Raw genomic sequence first — 17,454 nt, 5'->3', positions numbered from 1 at the left:
TTATTCCTTCACTGCTGCGACAATTTGTTCATAAATATCGTCCATACCCATGCCAGTAATGAATGGTACACCTGGGAAAACTTTGACACCTAACTCTTCAGCTTGTTCTAATACTTCTTCATCCGGTTGTGCAACATACACATAAATTCCTGTACTAGGTAATTCTCCAGCAATTGACTTATAATCTACAGCATCGACTGGAAAATCAATCCCATCTTCTTCAAATTTACTTTGGATTTTACTCGCAATTGTTTGACTTGTTGCCACTCCACTTCCACATGCTACGATTAATCTTTGTTTCATTTTCTATTCCTCCTAAAAATTTTTTATTTTTTTAAATATGATTCACAAATAATTGATAAATCTCTTCTTTTTTATCTAAGGACGTGTAAGTGCTAACAAAATTTTCATCCATAAACAAATTCATAAATGATTGCAATAAACCGACCTGTTCTTTGCCATTTTTAATACCTAAGAAAAATAAATTTTTGACATTCATTTCTCGGCTATCTCCCATTTGTCGACAAGTCACGTCTTCGACTAAACGCACAATATAAATAAATGGCTTCTCCACAAATTCTGGATCAGAATGAGGTAACCCAATATTCAAATATTGAGTAATTAATCCTGTAGGAAAAGCTTGTTCCCTGCGTTTAATTCCTTCTAAATACCCTTCATTGACATAACCTAATTCCTTTAATCGTGTACCAATCACTTCAAATGCTTCTTCTTCATTATCTACTTGTAAATGAAGTTCCACTAAATCCGAATGAAACATTTCTTTGTACGACATTCCTCTCATCTCCTTTTTGTTCTTTTTTGTTAAACTTTGTTTTAAAAATAAGTTCTTTTTTGTTCTATTTTGTTTTACAAACACATAATATTACCTTTTAAAACATTTGTCAACGCTTTCTTTTAGACATTTTCAAAAAAAGTTAAACATTATTGATTGAAAAAGACACTATTTACTCGTATAATGAACTTAAACACCGAAGTTAAACAATAATGAACATTAATAAACATAGCAAGGAGGCTATTTATGTTAAAAGAAGAAAGACAACAAAACATTTTAGAATTATTGAACGAACACACGTATCTCTCTATCGTTGATATCGCTGAAAAACTTTCAGTATCTGATATGACAATCCGACGCGATATTACCGAATTATCCAAACAAAAAAAATTAACTAAATTATATGGTGGTGCCCAACGATTAGAGTTATTAGACAAAGAACGAACTACTGAAGAAAAAATTCAAACCAAAGTAGAAGAAAAAAAATACATTGGGCGCGTGATGAATAGCTTGATTCCAGATAATTCCACTATTTTTGTCGGTGCGGGAACAACAATTCTCTACGCACTCCCTGAAATCAAACGAAAAAATTTGTTTGTTACGACTAATAGCTTGATTGCCTTTAACTACCTAAGAGAACATACCGATTATCGTATTTTATTAAGTGGTGGTGAATTTTCACCAATTACTGAAGAATTTGTAGGTGAAGTGGCCATTAAGGCTTTTGAAAATCTAAATATTGATATTGCTTTTGCTTCAACGAATGGAATTTTCGAGGATAATATCACAACCGCACAATTTGATGAAGGAGCGGTTCAAAATGCTGTGTTCAAAAAATCAAAAATTCGTTGCGTGTTGGCGGACAGCTCGAAACTCGGTGTGTCAGATGTTTACACTTTCCGTCGCCTAGGGGATATCGATTACTTGATTACCGATAATTTTATTTCTGAAAATCAAATAGAATATTATGGTTCATATACCAAGATTCTCAAGGAGGAACTAAAATGATTGTTACTGTAACAATGAATCCATCCATTGATTTAGCTTATTTCATCAACCATTTTCAGTTGGGCAAGATGAATCGTTTTGATTCCCCAACAAAATCTGTTGGTGGCAAAGGAATTAATGCCGGAAGAACTGCCGCCTTATCCGGATCAGAAGTCGTCTTAACGGGTTTCTTAGCAGGTGATATCGGAGATTTAGTTGAACGATACCTAGAAGCTGAAAACTTATTCAAATTAGATATGATCCCAACTTCTGGTGAGACCCGAAATGCAATTACTATTATGCATGACAATAATACTCACACAGAAATCGTTGAGAGCGGTCCGGAAATATCTGATAATGAGGTCTATCAATTGCTAGAAAAATTAAAAAAACTTTACCAACATGAACAACTAAAAGTTATCTGCATTTCAGGATCAATCAATTCAAAAAACGAACAGATTTATTTAGAGATGCTTACGTACATTCGAGAGCATATTGATCAAAACATCCCAGTATTCATGGATATATCAGGCAAGCAGTTACTCTCACTCTTAAAGAATAATCGCTACAAACCAAGTTTCATCAAACCAAATGTCCATGAGTTAGGAGAAATTCTGCATAAAGAAATTGAAACTAAAGAACAAGCATACAGCGAATTAACACATTCCTACTTTAGCGGTATTGACTACATGATGATTTCTTGTGGCAATGAAGGTGCCTTATGTAAAGTTGGGAGTGATATTTACGATATTACCATTCCAGCTATCGATATTGTGAATACAACTGGTTCTGGCGATGCTTCAGTCGGAGGTTTTGCTCATGCGGTAGAACATAACTTTTCTCTAGAAAATATTTTCAAATATTCTATGGCATGCGGAATGTCTAATGCACAACATGGTGAAGTCGGTTTTATAAATAAAGCTGATACAGAGCAATTCATGCAACAAATTCAGGTAAAAAAATTACTCCTTTCATAAAAAATAAGCAATTAAGGGAGCTCTGTTAATCAGAGTCGCCTTAATTGCTTATTACTATATATTACCCACGTAACGCTTCTACATCACGTGCAATGACTAATTCTTCATCTGTTGGAATCAATAATACTTTTACTTTTGATTCTGGTGTTGAAATTTCTAATTCTTTTCCACGAGTCGCGTTTTTCTCTGGATCTAATTCACAACCAAACCAAGTCATACCGTTGATGATGTTTGCACGAGCATTCGCATCATTTTCACCGATACCTGCAGTGAAGACAATTGCATCTACACCGTTCATTACAGTTACGTAAGAACCAATGTATTTACGGATACGGTCAGCAAAGATATCTAAAGCAACTTGAACTTCTTCTTTATCCATGTTGTTTTCTAAGTCACGCATATCACTGGAAATACCAGTTAGACCTTGTAAACCAGATTTTTTGTTTAAGATGTTAACCATTTCTTTGATATCAATGTTTAATTTATCCATTAAGAATGGCAAGATAGCTGGGTCTAAATCACCTGAACGAGTACCCATAGTAACACCTGCTAAAGGAGTGAATCCCATAGAAGTATCTACTGATTTACCACCGTCAACGGCAGTAATTGAAGCACCGTTACCTAAATGACAAGTAATGATTTTTAATTCTTCAATTGGACGTCCCAACATTTCAGCTGCACGATGCGCAACGTATTGATGACTTGTTCCATGTGCACCATATTTACGTACGCCGAATTTTTCATAATATTCTTTTGGTAAGCTGTACAAGTAGTTTGCTTTTGGCATTGTTGAATGGAAAGCTGTATCAAATACGGCCACACTTACGATGTCTGGTAATAAGTTTTTGAATGCTTTAATTCCCATTAAGTGTGCTGGGTTGTGTAATGGTGCAAAATCTGCCAACTCTTCAATTTTAGCCATGACATCTTCATCAATAACAACTGATTTATCAAAATAGCTACCACCTTGAACGACACGGTGACCAACGCCAGTGATTTCATCATAAGAACCTAAAATGTTTAATTCGATTAATTGATCTAACAACATTTTAACAGCTACTTCATGATCTGGGATATCAATAATTTGTTCAAATTTTTGATCTTCTCCGTATTTGATTGTAAAGATTGAATCGTTTAAACCAATACGTTCTACGATTCCTTTTGCGACAACTGTTTCTTCTGGCATTTGGTATAATTGCCATTTTAAACTAGAGCTTCCTGCATTAATTGCAATTGTTTTAGACATGTAAATTCTCCTCATTCTTATTATTTTAAACCTTTGACGTAATGTTAAAGGTTATTTAGCGAATCCATTTTTAGTTTTCCAAGCAACAAATTCTTGGAAAAAAGCAGTGACATATTTTGGTTCTTTCAACGAAGTTAATTTTGCCAACAACACTTCCGATACCTGTGTTGCTTGTGAACCACGACGTTGTAAGATTAAAATACTTTTACGAGATGCTTCATTTTTAAATAAATCATCTGGCAATTGAATAATCCCTTGTACATAGACACTTTCACTTAACCATTGTTTCAAGTACTGACTTTGCTCTGTTTCTAGAAAATTGCTCGGCACTAAAAATAGTCCAAAACCACCTTCTTTTACATAGTTCATACTTTGTTCCATTAATAAATGATGTGCAAAACTATGTCCTTCTGGGGAGGCAGAAACAAATTCTTGGGCTTTCTCATCAATTGGATAATAACCAACCGGCAAGTCACTCACAACAATGTCCATCGGATCAATCAATAAACTTTGCAAGCCATCTTGATGGAACAATTGTATATCAGCATTCATCCATTGACTATTTGCAGCAGCAACTGCTAATAACGTTTCATCATTATCAACGCCAACACCAGTTACTTGGTAATTTGCAAGTGATAGATTACTAATAATCGTTAATAACAAATTCCCCATTCCAACACTTATATCCAATACAGACAATGGTTGCTCTTTGTTTGTCAATTGTTCAATTAAAAAGACAAATAAAAAGCCAATACTATCAGGTGTTAGTTGATGGTTTGGCTGTAACGGTTCAGTCTGTGACCCTTTAAGTAATAACAATTGTGAAAGCTTGCGAATTTCTTCTTGCTCTAACGAGATATTCTTTAATCGTTGATAGAGTGCATTCACTTGTTCTGTTACTTGTTCACTTGGAACCCCATCAATCACACGAACTTGAAACTGATCAATGACATTTTCCACGTTCTCTACATAGGTATCCAAATAAGAAGAATTCAATGCATTTTGTAACAATTGAATAGCTTCCAAATGCAAGTGGAAACTTTCTTCAATTTTTTCCGGAAACATGGTACACCTCATCTCAAATTCTAAACTATAACAACTCTTTTACCTGTTTAATTTTAGCTGATTTAAGGCAAATAATCAACCGCTTCCTCCTCAATTCCAATAATTCCTTGTATGACAATCTTTGTTTAATGATGCACAAGATAAAAAGACACTTTTTATTTATAAAACAGCGTCTTAATCTGTACTAATTTATTAAAAAAACTGTTACTCTTGTTTCTCTTTCTCTAAGCGTGTACTTTTATTTTCTGTATCACTTGTACTTGTGTCTGTTTTGTTTGTCTGTAGCTTTTCGGTATGTGTTTGTTTGTATTTCCCACTAAAAGCAGTAATGAACAAATCTGTGTCTTTACGCTGATAACTGATGGTACCAACGTTGTAGTGAACTTCTCCTTTTTGTTGGTCCTGCTCTGAAAGCTTTGGGTAGTCTGCTAAAAACAACTGCGTCATAATTTTCATTTCATAGAAACGACGTGTTCGTAATGAAAATTCAGATACACTTCGATAGTTTCCTAATAAAAATACAAGCAACAAACTCATTAAACCTAACGTAAAAATGGTCGTCATTAAGATGCCACCATAATGGGTATTGGTTCGTTCCATTGACTTTTTTTGACCTCCCCATTTAAGAATGTTATTTCTATTAATACACGATTTACTTCTTGTATGACTCGTAATGATTGAACTTCGGTTAAAATCGGCTCATAACCACCGTCTTCTCGTATCACAAGCTCTCCTTTCGTCTGATTCAGTTCGATTTGGCATTCATACGGAACATTTGTTTTTTCCCTAAATTTATAAAAATAAATTTTATTATTTTTTATATGTGAAAATTCACCTTCAGATAATTTGTTTTCCAATTGGATTAAGAAAACATGCCACGTCTGATCATCACGTCCTAGTACGTGATGATTTATTCGCTTACTTTGCTGAATCATCGTCGGAATCACTAATAAAGACAAACTAAGTAATAATAAGGCAATCACACATTCTAAAAGCGTAAATCCTTTAGTTTTCACGATAAATCCTCCAAGTATCACCTTTTGTCACACTTGCTTGATGATAAGGTGTAGCTTGAATCTGAATCGACATGCCTTCTCGCTCAATTTCAACCGCTGCACGATTCACTCGGATTTCTTCGTACAACACCCGCATCATCGCTACTTGTTGTTGCTGATTTTGCGACAATCGTAAGAGATACATTTGTGTATTTTGAAAAAGAACAATTCCTATGCTTAACAATCCGATAGCAACCATCGCTTCTAAAAGAATATAGCCTCTATAAATCACTAATCTTTTTTTCGAAATGCCCTTTTCCGAATAAAAAGCGATACGTAATTTTTTGCCCTTTTTCATTCCAAATAAACGAAAAGACTTGAAAACTCTGCGCATTACCTGTTCCTCCTGCAAATGTAATAATTGGCACACTACTGACCGTTAATGTTTCTGGTACAACTAAAGATTCAAGCCAGATGCCTGGTGCTAATCGAAAAGCAAGTTCTCGAGGATTATCAGTATTTTGTAGTACTTTGGTTTGGCGATTTCCGACAATTGCTGTTTGTTGGCAGACTAACATATTTTTTTCTAAACGATCTAAAAAGTACAACGTCGTCATCGTTTTCGATGTTTCTCTGCTCGCAATCATTGGTAGCAATAAAAACATCGAAACAATTACCAAAACAATGAGTGACTCAAGCAATGTAAATCCTTGCAGACGATGCTTCACTTCTCTTCACCTACTTTTTGTATTTACGATAAATTTCTAATTGTCGTTCTGGAATTGCTTTCTCCATTTCGGCTTCAGTCATTTTTTGTCCATGTTCCAATTCGTATAATTCTAACTGTGTTTCGACTGATTTAACTACAGCATTGTTACCAGTATCCGTTGCTTTCTCTTTTTGAGTAGATAAATTGGGTACAAAAACTAAAATTAGAATACTTACTATTAGTAAGACAATTGTCATCTCAATTAATGTGAAACCCTGATGTATTCGCTTTTTCATTCTATATTCCTCCTAAATTTCCATACATTGGTAAGAGCATCGCCATATAAATCGCTAAAATTAACACAGCCACAAATAAAAAGATTATTGGTTGAATCCACTGAATGCTTTTTTCTACTTTTAGAACTAAATTATTCAACAATAATTGGCTATAGATCAGTAATTCCTCACCTAACTGTCCTTTTACTTCGCCCTGATAAATAATCAAGGGAAATTCAGGCATCAAAAATGGATATCGTACTAATTGTTGTGATAATGTTTGCCCTTGTGTCATTCCTTGATGAACTTGCTGTGCAACCATCGTCAATAATAAATTATCTTCTACTGCTATCATTTGTTCTAAAATTTGATGGGCTTCTAATCCTTGCTTAAATAATCGTCCCCATTCCAGTGCAAAATAACTGGTCTGATACAGCTTAAAAAAACTGGCAAAAATGGGAATAGCAGCGAACAATTCCGCTCGTTCAATCGCTGTTTTACGTTTTAGATAGTGCCATATCAAAAAAATTAGCCCCACACTTCCTACTAAAAGACCTGCCAAAAGAAAGGGACCATGCGCTAAAAACAATACGCCCCAATGCCGATCGTCAATCATGCCCGATTGCAATAAGGGTGGTAATAGAAACAAACGCATCCCAAATAAAAGAGCAAACACAAAACACAATAATAAAATAGGATAAGCAATCACTTTTCGTAATTCTTTTTGTTGTTTTTCAAAAAGTTTCATGTGTTGTAAAATCGTCGCTAAGGTATGCTGCAGATCCCCATGAATTTCAGCTAAACGAATTTGTGTGACTTGTCGTGGTAAAAAGCCGACTTTTTCAAAACAGGTTGCTAAATTAGCCCCCACCTCTAAACTCGTTAAAAAGGCTTGTATTTTCCCTTCTGAAAATTGTCCACTTCGCTTCATAACAGCGATACTTTCTTGCATAGAAAAACCATTCTCTAATAAAGCAACTAACAACTCTAAAAATTGTTTACGGAAGATTTCCTCTTTCATCAACTTGTCCTTTCTTTATTTGTTGGTAACGTGTGCTAAATGATTGTTTTTCTTTAGCTCCATTATAAAATTCGTAAGCCAGCAATCCTTTCAGACATTGTGATTTATCTAATAATAAGCGTTGATAAATAATTCCACTTAAACAAGAACTCAACTCAGCAGACTCACCAACTAAATCGATCAGTCGCAAGCGAGTTTCGGACACATTTTTTGCATGAATTGTTGCAAAGACAGTATGACCTGTTAATGCTGCACGAATCGCAGCTCTAGCTGTGGCTTCATCGCGAATTTCTCCAATAATCAACACATCGGGACGATGTCGTAAAGACAACTTAATCAATTGTTCATACGTCTGTTGGATTTTTTCATTCGTTTGCAATTGTAAAAATGATACTTCTTCAATTTCCACTGGGTCTTCAATTGCAATTACTTGTCCAGGTAATTGACGCGCTAAATGATACATCAAGGTTGTCTTCCCTGAACCAGTCGGACCGCTAAAAAGATAGAGTCCAATTTCATCGGCTACTTTTTGCTGAATCAAGGGAACATCCTCCGGAAAAAAATAATCTAGCTTTACATGTTGGTTCTCGTGTAGGAAACGAATAACCATGCTTTCCTGTCCTCGATAATCTCCGACTGTCGACAAACGCAATCGTTGCTTCTCATTGTCTAAAGGATACGAAATAGCCCCTAATTGTGCTTTGCGTTTTTCGCCAACATCCATTTCTCCTAAATATTTGAAACGTGCAATTAATTGATTTGCTATATCGGTAGAAATCGTTTGATAAACCATTGTTTGCGTACTTCGACGAAAGATGATATCTGTTTCCTCTCCAACTGGGTAAAGATATAAATCTTGCATGTGCTGTTCTTTTCCATAAGAAATCAATGTATCTGACAATGTTTGAATATCCATTTTGTCCCCCTCTCACTATTAAAGTACGAAAAAAGCTCTCAGACTTTTTTGTCTAAGAGCTTTTTATTATTTTTCTTCTAATAGTTGTTTGGCAATAAATGACGTGTAAGCAACTTTGCCTTCTTCTGTTAAATGAACTAAATCGTCTTTAAACCATGTATCTTGTGAATTGCTTTGATTATACCAATCGATCAACGTTATATTGTCGTATTTCTCTGCCATTTGCGCCAACATTTGATTGACATCATTCTGCCAGCGTTGAGTTGGTACTCTGGTATTAATCAGGTAAACATGACGGTCGCCAATAATTTGCATTAAACTATCAAATTGTGCTTCACTGGCTGGTCCATTGGTTCCTAGGCCAAGTATTACGTTATCTTTGAGTAGTTTTTTATGTTTTAGCTTCGTCATTTCATCATTGCTACCATACAATTGACGACCAATATCTGCATCTACGACAGCATTTGGAAAGACTTCTTGTAGATTTTGTGTTGCACCTAGCATGACTGAATCTCCAAAAGCGGTCACTTCTAAATGACGTGCCTGATTTGCTTCTTCAGCAGTTAGATTATACGTTGCCATCAGTTCAGCATCATTGCCATTTTTTTCAGAATCTGTTTCATCAGTCGTTGAAGATGGTTGTTCATTCTTCGTTTGTTCCGCCACTTTTTTATTTTCTTGTAATTCTTTTTGGAAATCAGCTTGATTGGCATCTACAAAATCTTTTGGAGCAATCACTAGTCCAATCAATGATATAGCGAACACAATACCACTTATGATACCAACAATTTTACCGACACTATAAACGGGTTGTTTCCACCATTTGCGAATCCATTCAATTAATTTTCCATAGTCAAATTTGCGTAGCGGTGTTTCGACAAAGCGATAAGATAGCTCACTGGCAATTAAAATCAGGGCTAACTCGATGAAAATATGCAGCCACATCTGATTGGCGATTGTTTGCACTTTTGCTTCATAGAAAATCATTACTGGAAATTGGTACAAATAAATACCGTAGCTTCGTTTTCCTAAATACGTAAACACTGGATTTGTTAACCAGCGATTCCAACTAGCCCCCGGATGAACAACAATTGCTATGAATATAATAGCAAAAAAGGTTAGTATATACATTCCACCATAATAAACAAATGTGTACTGGCTATTTAAAAAGACAAACGAGACTAATAAAATCGCTAATGCGATACCACCAATGATATTCAATACTTGCTGTGCTTGTTTAGGTATCGTTTCTTTCAAGCGGGTACTAGGCCAAATAAAGGCTAAGCTGCTCCCCATCCAAATAGCAAAGATTCGTGTATCAGTCCCATAATATACGCGAGTTGGGTCTGTCCCTGGCGTGTATAAAATCCCCATTAAAATCGCGGAGATTAGTGCTCCACCAGCAATCCATAAAAAGATTTTCTCTCTGCGTTTAACAAATTTCATTAAGAACAAGAACACCAATGGCCAAATCAAATAATTTTGTCCTTCTACAGCTAATGACCATAAATGGGTGAATGGTGATTCATTCCCAAACCGATCAAAATAAGAGAGTCCATGATTAATTTGCCACCAGTTGTTCACATACAGCAAACTACTAGTCACAACTCCTCTTAAATTATTCAATAAATTACGTTGAAACAACGTAATATAAGCAGACGAAGTCACTAATAACACAACTAACGCTGGATATAATCGTTTAATTCGTCGAATATAAAATTGCTTTAATTGTATGTTGCCATTTTGTTGCCATTCTTGCCGTAGTAAATCTGTAATTAAATAACCTGAAATAGCAAAAATTACTGGTACGCCTAAATATCCACCGCGCATTGTTGTTGGAATCAAATGATAAAAGATAACTGCCAGTACAGCTAAACTTCGTAGACCATCAAGTCCTGTGATGTATCTCCTTTTGATTCGTTTTTTCTCCATATGCATTCCTTCTCTACTCTTTCTTCTCTTTCATGATGCCACACAATGCCCAAAAAACCAACTATGATTCGTCATTTGACGCTATTTTTTATAAAAAATAAAAGAAGAACTCTTACAGCTCTTCTTCATAAAAACGTCCTAGAATTTGGACATTTTCAGCAATACTCACAAAAGCATCGGCATCCGCTTCTTTCATCGCTTGACGTAAAAATGGTAACTCAAAACGAGTAACCACTGTCAATAAGACGGTTTGTTTATCATGTCGAAATGCCCCTTCTGCCTCATTAATAATCGTAATGCCACGACGCATTTTATCTTGAATCGCATGAATGACTTGGTCGGGATGACGCGTGATAATGGTAACCTGCATCTTCTTTTGTTTGGTAAATACCGCATCGGTCACCTTGCCACTGACAAAAATCGCTAATGCACTATACAAGGCGTATTGCCAACCAAATAATACACCTGCGGCTAATAAAATAAAGAAATTGAAGACAATTGAGATTGAACCAATTGTTCTTCCTGTTTTTTTACGAATGGCAATACTAATAAAATCCAGTCCCCCAGAAGAAAGACCGTTTTTTAAGGCATAGCCAATTCCAGCACCCATCACTGCACCACCAAAAATAGCACATATAATCGGGTCTGTCGTTAACACTTCACTGGGAATTAACTGCATGAAAACTGAAGTTAAAACCACCGTAATTCCTGTAAAAATCGTAAATTTATGCCCAATTTTAAACCAGCCAATTAGAAATAACGGAACATTTAACAGCAATAAAGCAATAGAAACAGGCAATGTAATATCAAACCAACTACTAGCAAGCGTCGAAACAATTTGCGCAATACCAGTTAGACCACTGGAATAAATTTTTCCCGGTTGATAAAAAAGATTGACTGAAACAGAAGCTAAAATAGCATACACGACTGAAAATGAAAATTTCATGGCGTAGTCTGGATGAGGCAGAAATTTAAAGAAGCGATTCATGTTTTTTCCTCACTTTGTATCAATTTGTTTTTTATTATAGGATTTTTTTTAGCAAAAAACATAAAAAAATCCGAAAAAGTGGCTTTCATTAGAAAACTATTACTTTTTCGGATTATTCTCTTATTCTTCTTCGATAGATGTTACATCGATATTCAATTCAAATAATTGAAGTGGAGAGACTGTACTTGGTGCAGCAGACATTGGATCCACCGCTTTACCGTTTTTAGGGAAGGCAATCACTTCACGGATGTTTTCTTCGCCTGCTAATAGCATTGCTAAACGGTCTAATCCTAAGGCAATTCCGCCATGTGGAGGGAAACCATAATCAAGAGCATCTAATAAGAATCCGAATTGTTCATTCATTTCACGACGAGAAAATCCTAATGTTTCAAACATTTGCTCTTGGATTGCGCGGTCATGAATACGTAATGAACCGCCACCTAATTCGTAGCCGTTTAAGACAATATCATAGGCTTCTGCATAAACTTTCGCAGGATCTGTCGCTAATAATTCAACATCACTTGCTTTAGGCATCGTGAATGGATGATGGGCTGATACATAACGACCTGCTTCGTCATCATATTCAAATTGTGGCCAGTCTACAATCCACAAGAAGTTGAATTTTGATTCATCAATTAATTGTAATTCTTTTCCTAAACGCGTACGGATTGCGCCTAATGTTGCAGCCACAACTTCAAAGCTGTCGGCACCAAACATTAATAAATCGCCTACTTCAGCATTCGTTGCAGCAACAATTGCGTCTGTTGCATCTACTAAGAATTTTGCAATTGGACCTTTCAAGCCGTCTTCTTCGACTTTCAACCAAGCCAACCCTTTGGCACCAAATTGGCTTGCATATTGGCCTAAATTATCCATGTCTTTACGTGAATAATTCGCTGCAGCACCTTTCGCATTCAATGCTTTGACTACACCGCCGTTTTGTAACGCCATTTGGAATACTTTAAAATCAACGTCTTTAACTGTTTCAGACAAATCAATTAATTCCATATCAAAACGTGTATCTGGTTTGTCACTACCATAGCGGTTCATTGCTTCATCCCAGCTCATACGAGGGAATGGTAATGTTACGTCAATATCTTTTACTTCTTTCATTACTTTGGCAATCATTTGCTCTGTATATTCTTGAATTTCTTCTGTTGTTAAGAAAGAAGTTTCAATATCCACTTGTGTAAATTCTGGTTGACGGTCCCCACGTAAATCTTCGTCACGGAAACAACGAACGATTTGATAATAACGGTCAAAACCAGCATTCATCAATAATTGTTTAAAAATTTGTGGTGATTGTGGCAAGGCATAAAAATGACCTGGATGTACACGAGATGGGACTAAATAATCACGCGCGCCTTCTGGTGTTGATTTTGCCAAATATGGTGTTTCAATATCCAAGAAATCATTGTCATCTAAGAAACGACGAATCGCTTGTGTAATTTTTGTACGTGTGATTAGATTCTTTGTCATATTTGGACGACGCAAATCTAAATAACGATACTTCATACGTACTTCGTCACCAACATTAGCATCTTCTTCAATTGGGAATGGTGGTGTTTTAGCTTTACTTAAAATAGTAATCTCATCAATCATGACTTCATATTCACCAGTAACCATTTTCGGATTAATTGCTTCTGGTGCACGGTTAATCACTTCACCTGTTACTTCAATGACATATTCACTTCGGCATGAATCTGCAATTTCCCATGCTTCTTTTGATAATTCTGGATTAAATACAACTTGGACAATTCCTTCACGGTCACGCAAATCAATAAAGATTACGCCTCCTAAGTCACGACGTTTTTGTACCCAACCTTTTAATGTTACTTTTTGGCCTAACTGTTCTTTTGACACACGACCACAATAAACTGTTCTTTTTGCCATTGAATTACTCCCCTTTTGTCATTTCATCATAAATTGTTGGAAAAGATTGATAAATTTCAGTTAATGGCACTCGTTTTTCCTCACGTGTTGCCATTGCTTTGACATTAATCATCCCTGCAGCTAACTCATCTTCTCCTAAAGTTAGTACAAGTGCGGCATTTAATTTATCCGCTGTTTTGAATTGTGCTTTTGCTTTACGATTCATGACATCTCGATCCGCAGAAAAACCAGCATTGCGAATTGCTTGAACCACTTTTAAAGCTTCCACATTGGTTGCTTCTCCTAAATTCACGACATAGGCATCGACTTGATGTAGCGTCGGCAAAGTAACCTCTTCTGCCTCTAAAACAAGCAAAATACGTTCAATCCCCATCGCAAATCCAAAACCAGGTGTTGCAGGACCATCTAGTTCTTCGACTAAACCGTCATAACGACCACCAGCACAAATTGTGGACTGTGCACCCATGCCTTTTGCATCACTCATAATTTCAAAGATAGTATCTGTATAATAGTCCAAACCACGAACCATATTGGTATCTATTTCGTAAGGAACTGCTAAAGCATCCAACATCTTTGTCACTTCATCAAAGTGTTTCTTAGACGGTTCGCTTAAATAATCTAAAATAGATGGTGCATTCGCCACAAATTGTTTGTCGCGACGATCTTTACTATCCAAGACACGTAATGGATTTTCGTGTAAGCGACGTTGTGAATCTTCACTTAGTTCAGCTAAATGAGGATTCAAATAGTCGATCAACGCTTGACGATAAGCAATACGCGTTTCTTTGTCTCCTAAAGAGTTAATCACTAAACGAATTTCTTGAATTCCTAATTGTGCAAAGAAATCCATTGCCATCATCATAGTTTCCACATCTGTTGCTGGATTGACAGAACCAAATGCTTCTACACCAATTTGATGGAATTGACGCAAACGTCCTTTTTGCGGACGCTCATAACGGAACATTGGTCCTGTATAATACACTTTGTATGGTTTTGTATGTTCTGGACCAAACAATTTGTTTTCCACAAATGAACGAACAATCGGTGCCGTTCCTTCTGGGCGTAATGTAACATGACGCTCCCCTTTATCATAGAAATCATACATTTCTTTTGACACAATATCTGTTGTGTCACCGACGCTACGCGCAATTACTTCATAGTGTTCAAACATCGGTGTACGAATTTCATGGTATTGGTAATCTTTAAACAACAAACGTGCAGTTTCTTCTACAAATTGCCATTTCTCCGATTCTCCCGGTAAAATATCATTGGTGCCTTTTGGGCGTTGGTAACTCATTTTCTTTCCTCCCTAATCATAAAAAACCATGTTCTCGACATTTTTCATTCTAAAAAAACAAAAAATCGCCCTTGTTTTCACAAGGACGAGTTAGCTACACGTGGTACCACCTAAATTTTGAAAGCATAATTACTGCTTTCCTCTATGCGAATAACGCTCGCTCGCGGAGTGGCTTTGCACGCACTCGCCTCCAGAGTGTCTTTTCTGCTTCATGTCTTAAACTACTTGCAGCCTAGGTAGTTCTCTCTTTAAAGATAAATGATCGCATACTTGTTCTTTCACTGGCTTTTTTCCGATATTAGCTATAAGTTACAGGAAAGCGCACAAAAAGTCAAGATTTTACGTTGAAATTTCAGAAAATTTGCAAGAGAATTCGGATAAAAAAACCTTGCACTTTTCCCTCAGAATCGTACACTAAAGATAAGCTTAAAAGAAAGAGAGGAATCGATTTTGAACAGCTATTCTGGTTACATCCGTCAACCACACTATTACGAAACCGATCAAATGAGTATTATCCATCATTCCAATTATATTCGCTGGTTTGAAGAAGCCCGTGTCGATATTCTGAATTTTTTACAATTACCTTATCAAGCTATTGAAGAAGCTGGATTGATTGTTCCAGTTTTAGAGGTGAGTTGTCAGTACAAAAATATGATTCGTTACGGCGATACTGTTCGGATTGATGTATTTGTCGAAAAATACACCGGAACACGACTTGATTTTCGTTATGAAATACGCAACGATGCCGAGGAATTAATGACGATTGGCACGAGTAAGCATTGTTTCTTAACAAAAGATACCCAACGATTGGTTCACTTAAAAAAAGCAGCACCAGACTTCCATCAGATTTTTATGACCTATTTTCAAGAACATGCCAACAATAATTAAGAAAAAACGTGATTTTGTTAACAATTCTAAGTTTTTCATTAAATTGGAAGCGTCATTTTTGATTTTTTATTTTTCCTTCGTATAATCAAAAGTAGGTTAACGAAAGGGGAATTTCTATGTATGTTGTAAAAGTCTTTCACGGCTATATCGCAAAAAACGGCCAACGCACACGTGATAAATCACCAGAGCAGTTGTTGTTATTTCCAGATAAAAAGCAATCCGAAGCCTTCGCAGATAAAGTAGGCGGTCGCGTGAAAAAATTAGAAGAAATTAAAGTCTGAGTCTTTCTATGTTGGAAAGTTGCTTGGGCTTTTTTTTTTTGACATTTTTTAATAAAAAAATCACAAGCAAATTTTTGTAATACTTTTTGTTTGACATGCTATTCTTAACTAGAAGGAGTGAGAGAATGAAACACCACCTGAAAGAAATAATGACCTTTCGTAAAGTAAAAATTAACCCTATGCAAATCATTGGATCTGGTCTTTGCATGCTGATTATCCTTTTTACAGGTTATTTTTTAGACAATTTATTAATTGCCAGTTTTGGCTCTCTGGGAATTTTTGTTTTCCTATATTATCAGAATTTACCATTAAAAAACTTACTGACTCGCTTTAGTGCGGTCAGTGCCTTTATTTTTTTGAGCTACATTGTTTCTAGTCTATCCACGCATCTTAGCTGGACAGCACCTTTAGTTGTTGCTACGATTGGCTTTGTAGGTCGCATTTTTTTCCGTCTCTATGAAATCACCAAACCTGGTGTCTTTTTTGGTGTGATGGTTTCAGCGATGGGAGTCAGTTCTAAAATACCATTGGCTAAATTACCAATGATGAGTCTCTTTTTTCTCTTAGGAATTGCCCTTGCCTTTTTAATTGCAATCATTGTTCATTATACGGAAAAAACACCTCCGCCAGTCATGCCTCAACGTTCATTATCCAAACGACTGGCAGACGATCCAGCAGTCATTTTAGATGGTCTTTTCTATGCTAGTACGTTATTCTTAGCAATGTATCTTAGCCAAAGCCTACAGTTAACGAATCCCTATTGGTTTGTGGTCTCGTGTGCAGCTATTTTACAAGGCGATAATTTACGCGCAATGATGCACCGAAATATCCAACGAATTTTCGGTACTACGATTGGTTTAGGTCTTTCTGCTTTGTTGTTAACCTTGCCGTTATCAACTGTGCAGACATTAGTAGCAATCACCTTACTATATATTATCGTCGAGTATACCGTACGCTCAAATTATGCGGTGGCGAACTTTTTCATTACACCAATGGCATTGATGCTCTCTTCTATCATGAAACAGCAATACGTCACTTCTCTACTGCAAGACCGCTTTATTGGTATTGTTCTCGGAAGTTTATTAGGTGTCTTAGCTGCTTGGGTGATGACAACTGGTCTAACATTTTACAACAAAGCATTCCAATTACATGAAACGCTTGATAAAGAAACAGATTAAAACGCATGGCTCC

At 36.1% G+C, this 17,454-nt stretch carries 20 protein-coding genes and 1 other annotated feature; of the genes, 5 read left to right on the top strand and 15 right to left on the bottom strand.

Features of this window, described 5'->3' with window-relative positions; translation table 11 throughout:
• The gene (locus BAU17_RS11210) at positions 1-303 is read right to left on the bottom strand and encodes a PTS sugar transporter subunit IIB (RefSeq protein WP_161902911.1); all 303 of its coding nucleotides are present in this window, start codon (positions 301-303) and stop codon (positions 1-3) included.
• A 31-nt stretch (positions 304-334) separates the two neighbouring features.
• Complete coding sequence (locus BAU17_RS11205) at positions 335-793, bottom strand: PTS sugar transporter subunit IIA (protein WP_161902910.1); 459 nt, start codon at positions 791-793, stop codon at positions 335-337.
• 246 nt (positions 794-1,039) lie between these two features.
• Between BAU17_RS11205 and BAU17_RS11200 the strand changes: the two genes are divergently transcribed.
• Together BAU17_RS11200 and BAU17_RS11195 are read left to right on the top strand one after the other, a co-directional pair.
• Positions 1,040-1,801, top strand: coding sequence for a DeoR/GlpR family DNA-binding transcription regulator (locus BAU17_RS11200; RefSeq protein WP_161902909.1), 762 nt, complete (start codon positions 1,040-1,042; stop codon positions 1,799-1,801).
• The gene (locus BAU17_RS11195; protein WP_161902908.1) at positions 1,798-2,757 is read left to right on the top strand and encodes a 1-phosphofructokinase family hexose kinase; all 960 of its coding nucleotides are present in this window, start codon (positions 1,798-1,800) and stop codon (positions 2,755-2,757) included. Before BAU17_RS11200 ends, BAU17_RS11195 begins: the two co-directional genes overlap by 4 nt.
• 61 nt (positions 2,758-2,818) lie before the next feature.
• Here the strand turns inward: BAU17_RS11195 and BAU17_RS11190 are convergent, their stop codons facing one another.
• The 13 genes from BAU17_RS11190 to hisS form a co-directional block, all read right to left on the bottom strand.
• A complete protein-coding gene (locus BAU17_RS11190; protein ID WP_161902907.1) occupies positions 2,819-4,003 on the bottom strand; it encodes an acetate/propionate family kinase in 1,185 nt (394 codons plus the stop codon).
• Positions 4,004-4,054: 51 nt separating this feature from the next.
• The gene (locus BAU17_RS11185; RefSeq protein WP_161902906.1) at positions 4,055-5,068 is read right to left on the bottom strand and encodes a class I SAM-dependent methyltransferase; all 1,014 of its coding nucleotides are present in this window, start codon (positions 5,066-5,068) and stop codon (positions 4,055-4,057) included.
• A gap of 204 nt (positions 5,069-5,272) precedes the next feature.
• Positions 5,273-5,668: a competence type IV pilus minor pilin ComGG gene (gene comGG / locus BAU17_RS11180; protein ID WP_161902905.1), complete on the bottom strand. Its 396-nt coding sequence runs from the start codon at positions 5,666-5,668 to the stop codon at positions 5,273-5,275.
• Positions 5,632-6,084 carry a competence type IV pilus minor pilin ComGF gene (gene comGF, locus BAU17_RS11175; protein WP_161902904.1) on the bottom strand — a complete coding sequence of 151 codons (453 nt, stop codon included), beginning with the start codon at positions 6,082-6,084 and terminating at the stop codon, positions 5,632-5,634. Before comGF ends, comGG begins: the two co-directional genes overlap by 37 nt.
• Positions 6,074-6,355: a type IV pilus modification PilV family protein gene (locus tag BAU17_RS11170; protein ID WP_161902903.1), complete on the bottom strand. Its 282-nt coding sequence runs from the start codon at positions 6,353-6,355 to the stop codon at positions 6,074-6,076. Before BAU17_RS11170 ends, comGF begins: the two co-directional genes overlap by 11 nt.
• On the bottom strand, positions 6,345-6,791 hold the full coding sequence (gene comGD, locus BAU17_RS11165) for a competence type IV pilus minor pilin ComGD (protein WP_237579121.1): 447 nt from the start codon (positions 6,789-6,791) through the stop codon (positions 6,345-6,347). The genes BAU17_RS11170 and comGD overlap by 11 nt, the downstream gene beginning before the upstream one ends.
• Positions 6,792-6,801: 10 nt before the next feature.
• Complete coding sequence (gene comGC, locus BAU17_RS11160) at positions 6,802-7,068, bottom strand: competence type IV pilus major pilin ComGC (protein ID WP_161902902.1); 267 nt, start codon at positions 7,066-7,068, stop codon at positions 6,802-6,804.
• A 1-nt stretch (position 7,069) separates the two neighbouring features.
• Positions 7,070-8,068 (bottom strand): competence type IV pilus assembly protein ComGB, encoded by a 999-nt coding sequence (comGB, locus tag BAU17_RS11155; RefSeq protein ID WP_161902901.1) that lies wholly within the window; start codon positions 8,066-8,068, stop codon positions 7,070-7,072.
• A complete protein-coding gene (comGA, locus tag BAU17_RS11150; protein WP_161902900.1) occupies positions 8,046-8,984 on the bottom strand; it encodes a competence type IV pilus ATPase ComGA in 939 nt (312 codons plus the stop codon). The genes comGB and comGA overlap by 23 nt, the downstream gene beginning before the upstream one ends.
• A 66-nt stretch (positions 8,985-9,050) precedes the next feature.
• On the bottom strand, positions 9,051-10,916 hold the full coding sequence (locus tag BAU17_RS11145) for an acyltransferase family protein (protein WP_161902899.1): 1,866 nt from the start codon (positions 10,914-10,916) through the stop codon (positions 9,051-9,053).
• A gap of 112 nt (positions 10,917-11,028) precedes the next feature.
• Positions 11,029-11,904, bottom strand: a complete 876-nt coding sequence (locus BAU17_RS11140) for a YitT family protein (protein ID WP_161902898.1) — start codon at positions 11,902-11,904, stop codon at positions 11,029-11,031.
• A 120-nt stretch (positions 11,905-12,024) separates the two neighbouring features.
• Positions 12,025-13,797: an aspartate--tRNA ligase gene (gene aspS, locus BAU17_RS11135; protein WP_161902897.1), complete on the bottom strand. Its 1,773-nt coding sequence runs from the start codon at positions 13,795-13,797 to the stop codon at positions 12,025-12,027.
• A gap of 4 nt (positions 13,798-13,801) precedes the next feature.
• Entirely contained in the window at positions 13,802-15,094 is a 1,293-nt protein-coding gene (gene hisS / locus BAU17_RS11130) for a histidine--tRNA ligase (protein ID WP_161902896.1), read from the bottom strand.
• A gap of 78 nt (positions 15,095-15,172) precedes the next feature.
• Positions 15,173-15,385: a binding site (T-box leader), on the bottom strand.
• A gap of 159 nt (positions 15,386-15,544) precedes the next feature.
• Between hisS and BAU17_RS11125 the strand changes: the two genes are divergently transcribed.
• The 3 genes from BAU17_RS11125 (at position 15,545) to BAU17_RS11120 (ending at position 17,441) form a co-directional block, all read left to right on the top strand.
• Complete coding sequence (locus BAU17_RS11125) at positions 15,545-15,982, top strand: acyl-CoA thioesterase (RefSeq protein ID WP_161902895.1); 438 nt, start codon at positions 15,545-15,547, stop codon at positions 15,980-15,982.
• 116 nt (positions 15,983-16,098) lie between these two features.
• Entirely contained in the window at positions 16,099-16,263 is a 165-nt protein-coding gene (locus tag BAU17_RS14125) for a hypothetical protein (protein ID WP_202622322.1), read from the top strand.
• Between the two features lie 125 nt (positions 16,264-16,388).
• On the top strand, positions 16,389-17,441 hold the full coding sequence (locus tag BAU17_RS11120) for an FUSC family protein (protein ID WP_161902894.1): 1,053 nt from the start codon (positions 16,389-16,391) through the stop codon (positions 17,439-17,441).
• The last annotated feature ends 13 nt before the right edge of the window (positions 17,442-17,454 follow it).

The sequence above is a fragment of the Candidatus Enterococcus willemsii genome, assembly GCF_009933335.1.
Lineage (GTDB): Bacteria > Bacillota > Bacilli > Lactobacillales > Enterococcaceae > Enterococcus_F > Enterococcus_F willemsii.
The sequence above is the reverse complement of the archived record's forward strand: the minus strand, read 5'-3'. Positions and strand labels throughout refer to the sequence as shown.

What these genes read in the sequence shown, in the direction of transcription:
- BAU17_RS11205 (WP_161902910.1), bottom strand. Translation starts at nt 793, where the DNA reads ATGTCGTACAAAGAAATGTTTCATTCGGATTTAGTGGAACTTCATTTA.
- BAU17_RS11210 (WP_161902911.1), bottom strand. Translation starts at nt 303, where the DNA reads ATGAAACAAAGATTAATCGTAGCATGTGGAAGTGGAGTGGCAACAAGT.
- comGG (WP_161902905.1), bottom strand. Translation starts at nt 5,668, where the DNA reads ATGGAACGAACCAATACCCATTATGGTGGCATCTTAATGACGACCATT.
- BAU17_RS11195 (WP_161902908.1), top strand. Translation starts at nt 1,798, where the DNA reads ATGATTGTTACTGTAACAATGAATCCATCCATTGATTTAGCTTATTTC.
- BAU17_RS11145 (WP_161902899.1), bottom strand. Translation starts at nt 10,916, where the DNA reads ATGGAGAAAAAACGAATCAAAAGGAGATACATCACAGGACTTGATGGT.
- comGB (WP_161902901.1), bottom strand. Translation starts at nt 8,068, where the DNA reads ATGAAAGAGGAAATCTTCCGTAAACAATTTTTAGAGTTGTTAGTTGCT.
- comGA (WP_161902900.1), bottom strand. Translation starts at nt 8,984, where the DNA reads ATGGATATTCAAACATTGTCAGATACATTGATTTCTTATGGAAAAGAA.
- BAU17_RS11120 (WP_161902894.1), top strand. Translation starts at nt 16,389, where the DNA reads ATGAAACACCACCTGAAAGAAATAATGACCTTTCGTAAAGTAAAAATT.
- BAU17_RS11140 (WP_161902898.1), bottom strand. Translation starts at nt 11,904, where the DNA reads ATGAATCGCTTCTTTAAATTTCTGCCTCATCCAGACTACGCCATGAAA.
- BAU17_RS11185 (WP_161902906.1), bottom strand. Translation starts at nt 5,068, where the DNA reads ATGTTTCCGGAAAAAATTGAAGAAAGTTTCCACTTGCATTTGGAAGCT.
- comGC (WP_161902902.1), bottom strand. Translation starts at nt 7,068, where the DNA reads ATGAAAAAGCGAATACATCAGGGTTTCACATTAATTGAGATGACAATT.
- hisS (WP_161902896.1), bottom strand. Translation starts at nt 15,094, where the DNA reads ATGAGTTACCAACGCCCAAAAGGCACCAATGATATTTTACCGGGAGAA.
- BAU17_RS11200 (WP_161902909.1), top strand. Translation starts at nt 1,040, where the DNA reads ATGTTAAAAGAAGAAAGACAACAAAACATTTTAGAATTATTGAACGAA.
- BAU17_RS14125 (WP_202622322.1), top strand. Translation starts at nt 16,099, where the DNA reads ATGTATGTTGTAAAAGTCTTTCACGGCTATATCGCAAAAAACGGCCAA.
- aspS (WP_161902897.1), bottom strand. Translation starts at nt 13,797, where the DNA reads ATGGCAAAAAGAACAGTTTATTGTGGTCGTGTGTCAAAAGAACAGTTA.
- BAU17_RS11190 (WP_161902907.1), bottom strand. Translation starts at nt 4,003, where the DNA reads ATGTCTAAAACAATTGCAATTAATGCAGGAAGCTCTAGTTTAAAATGG.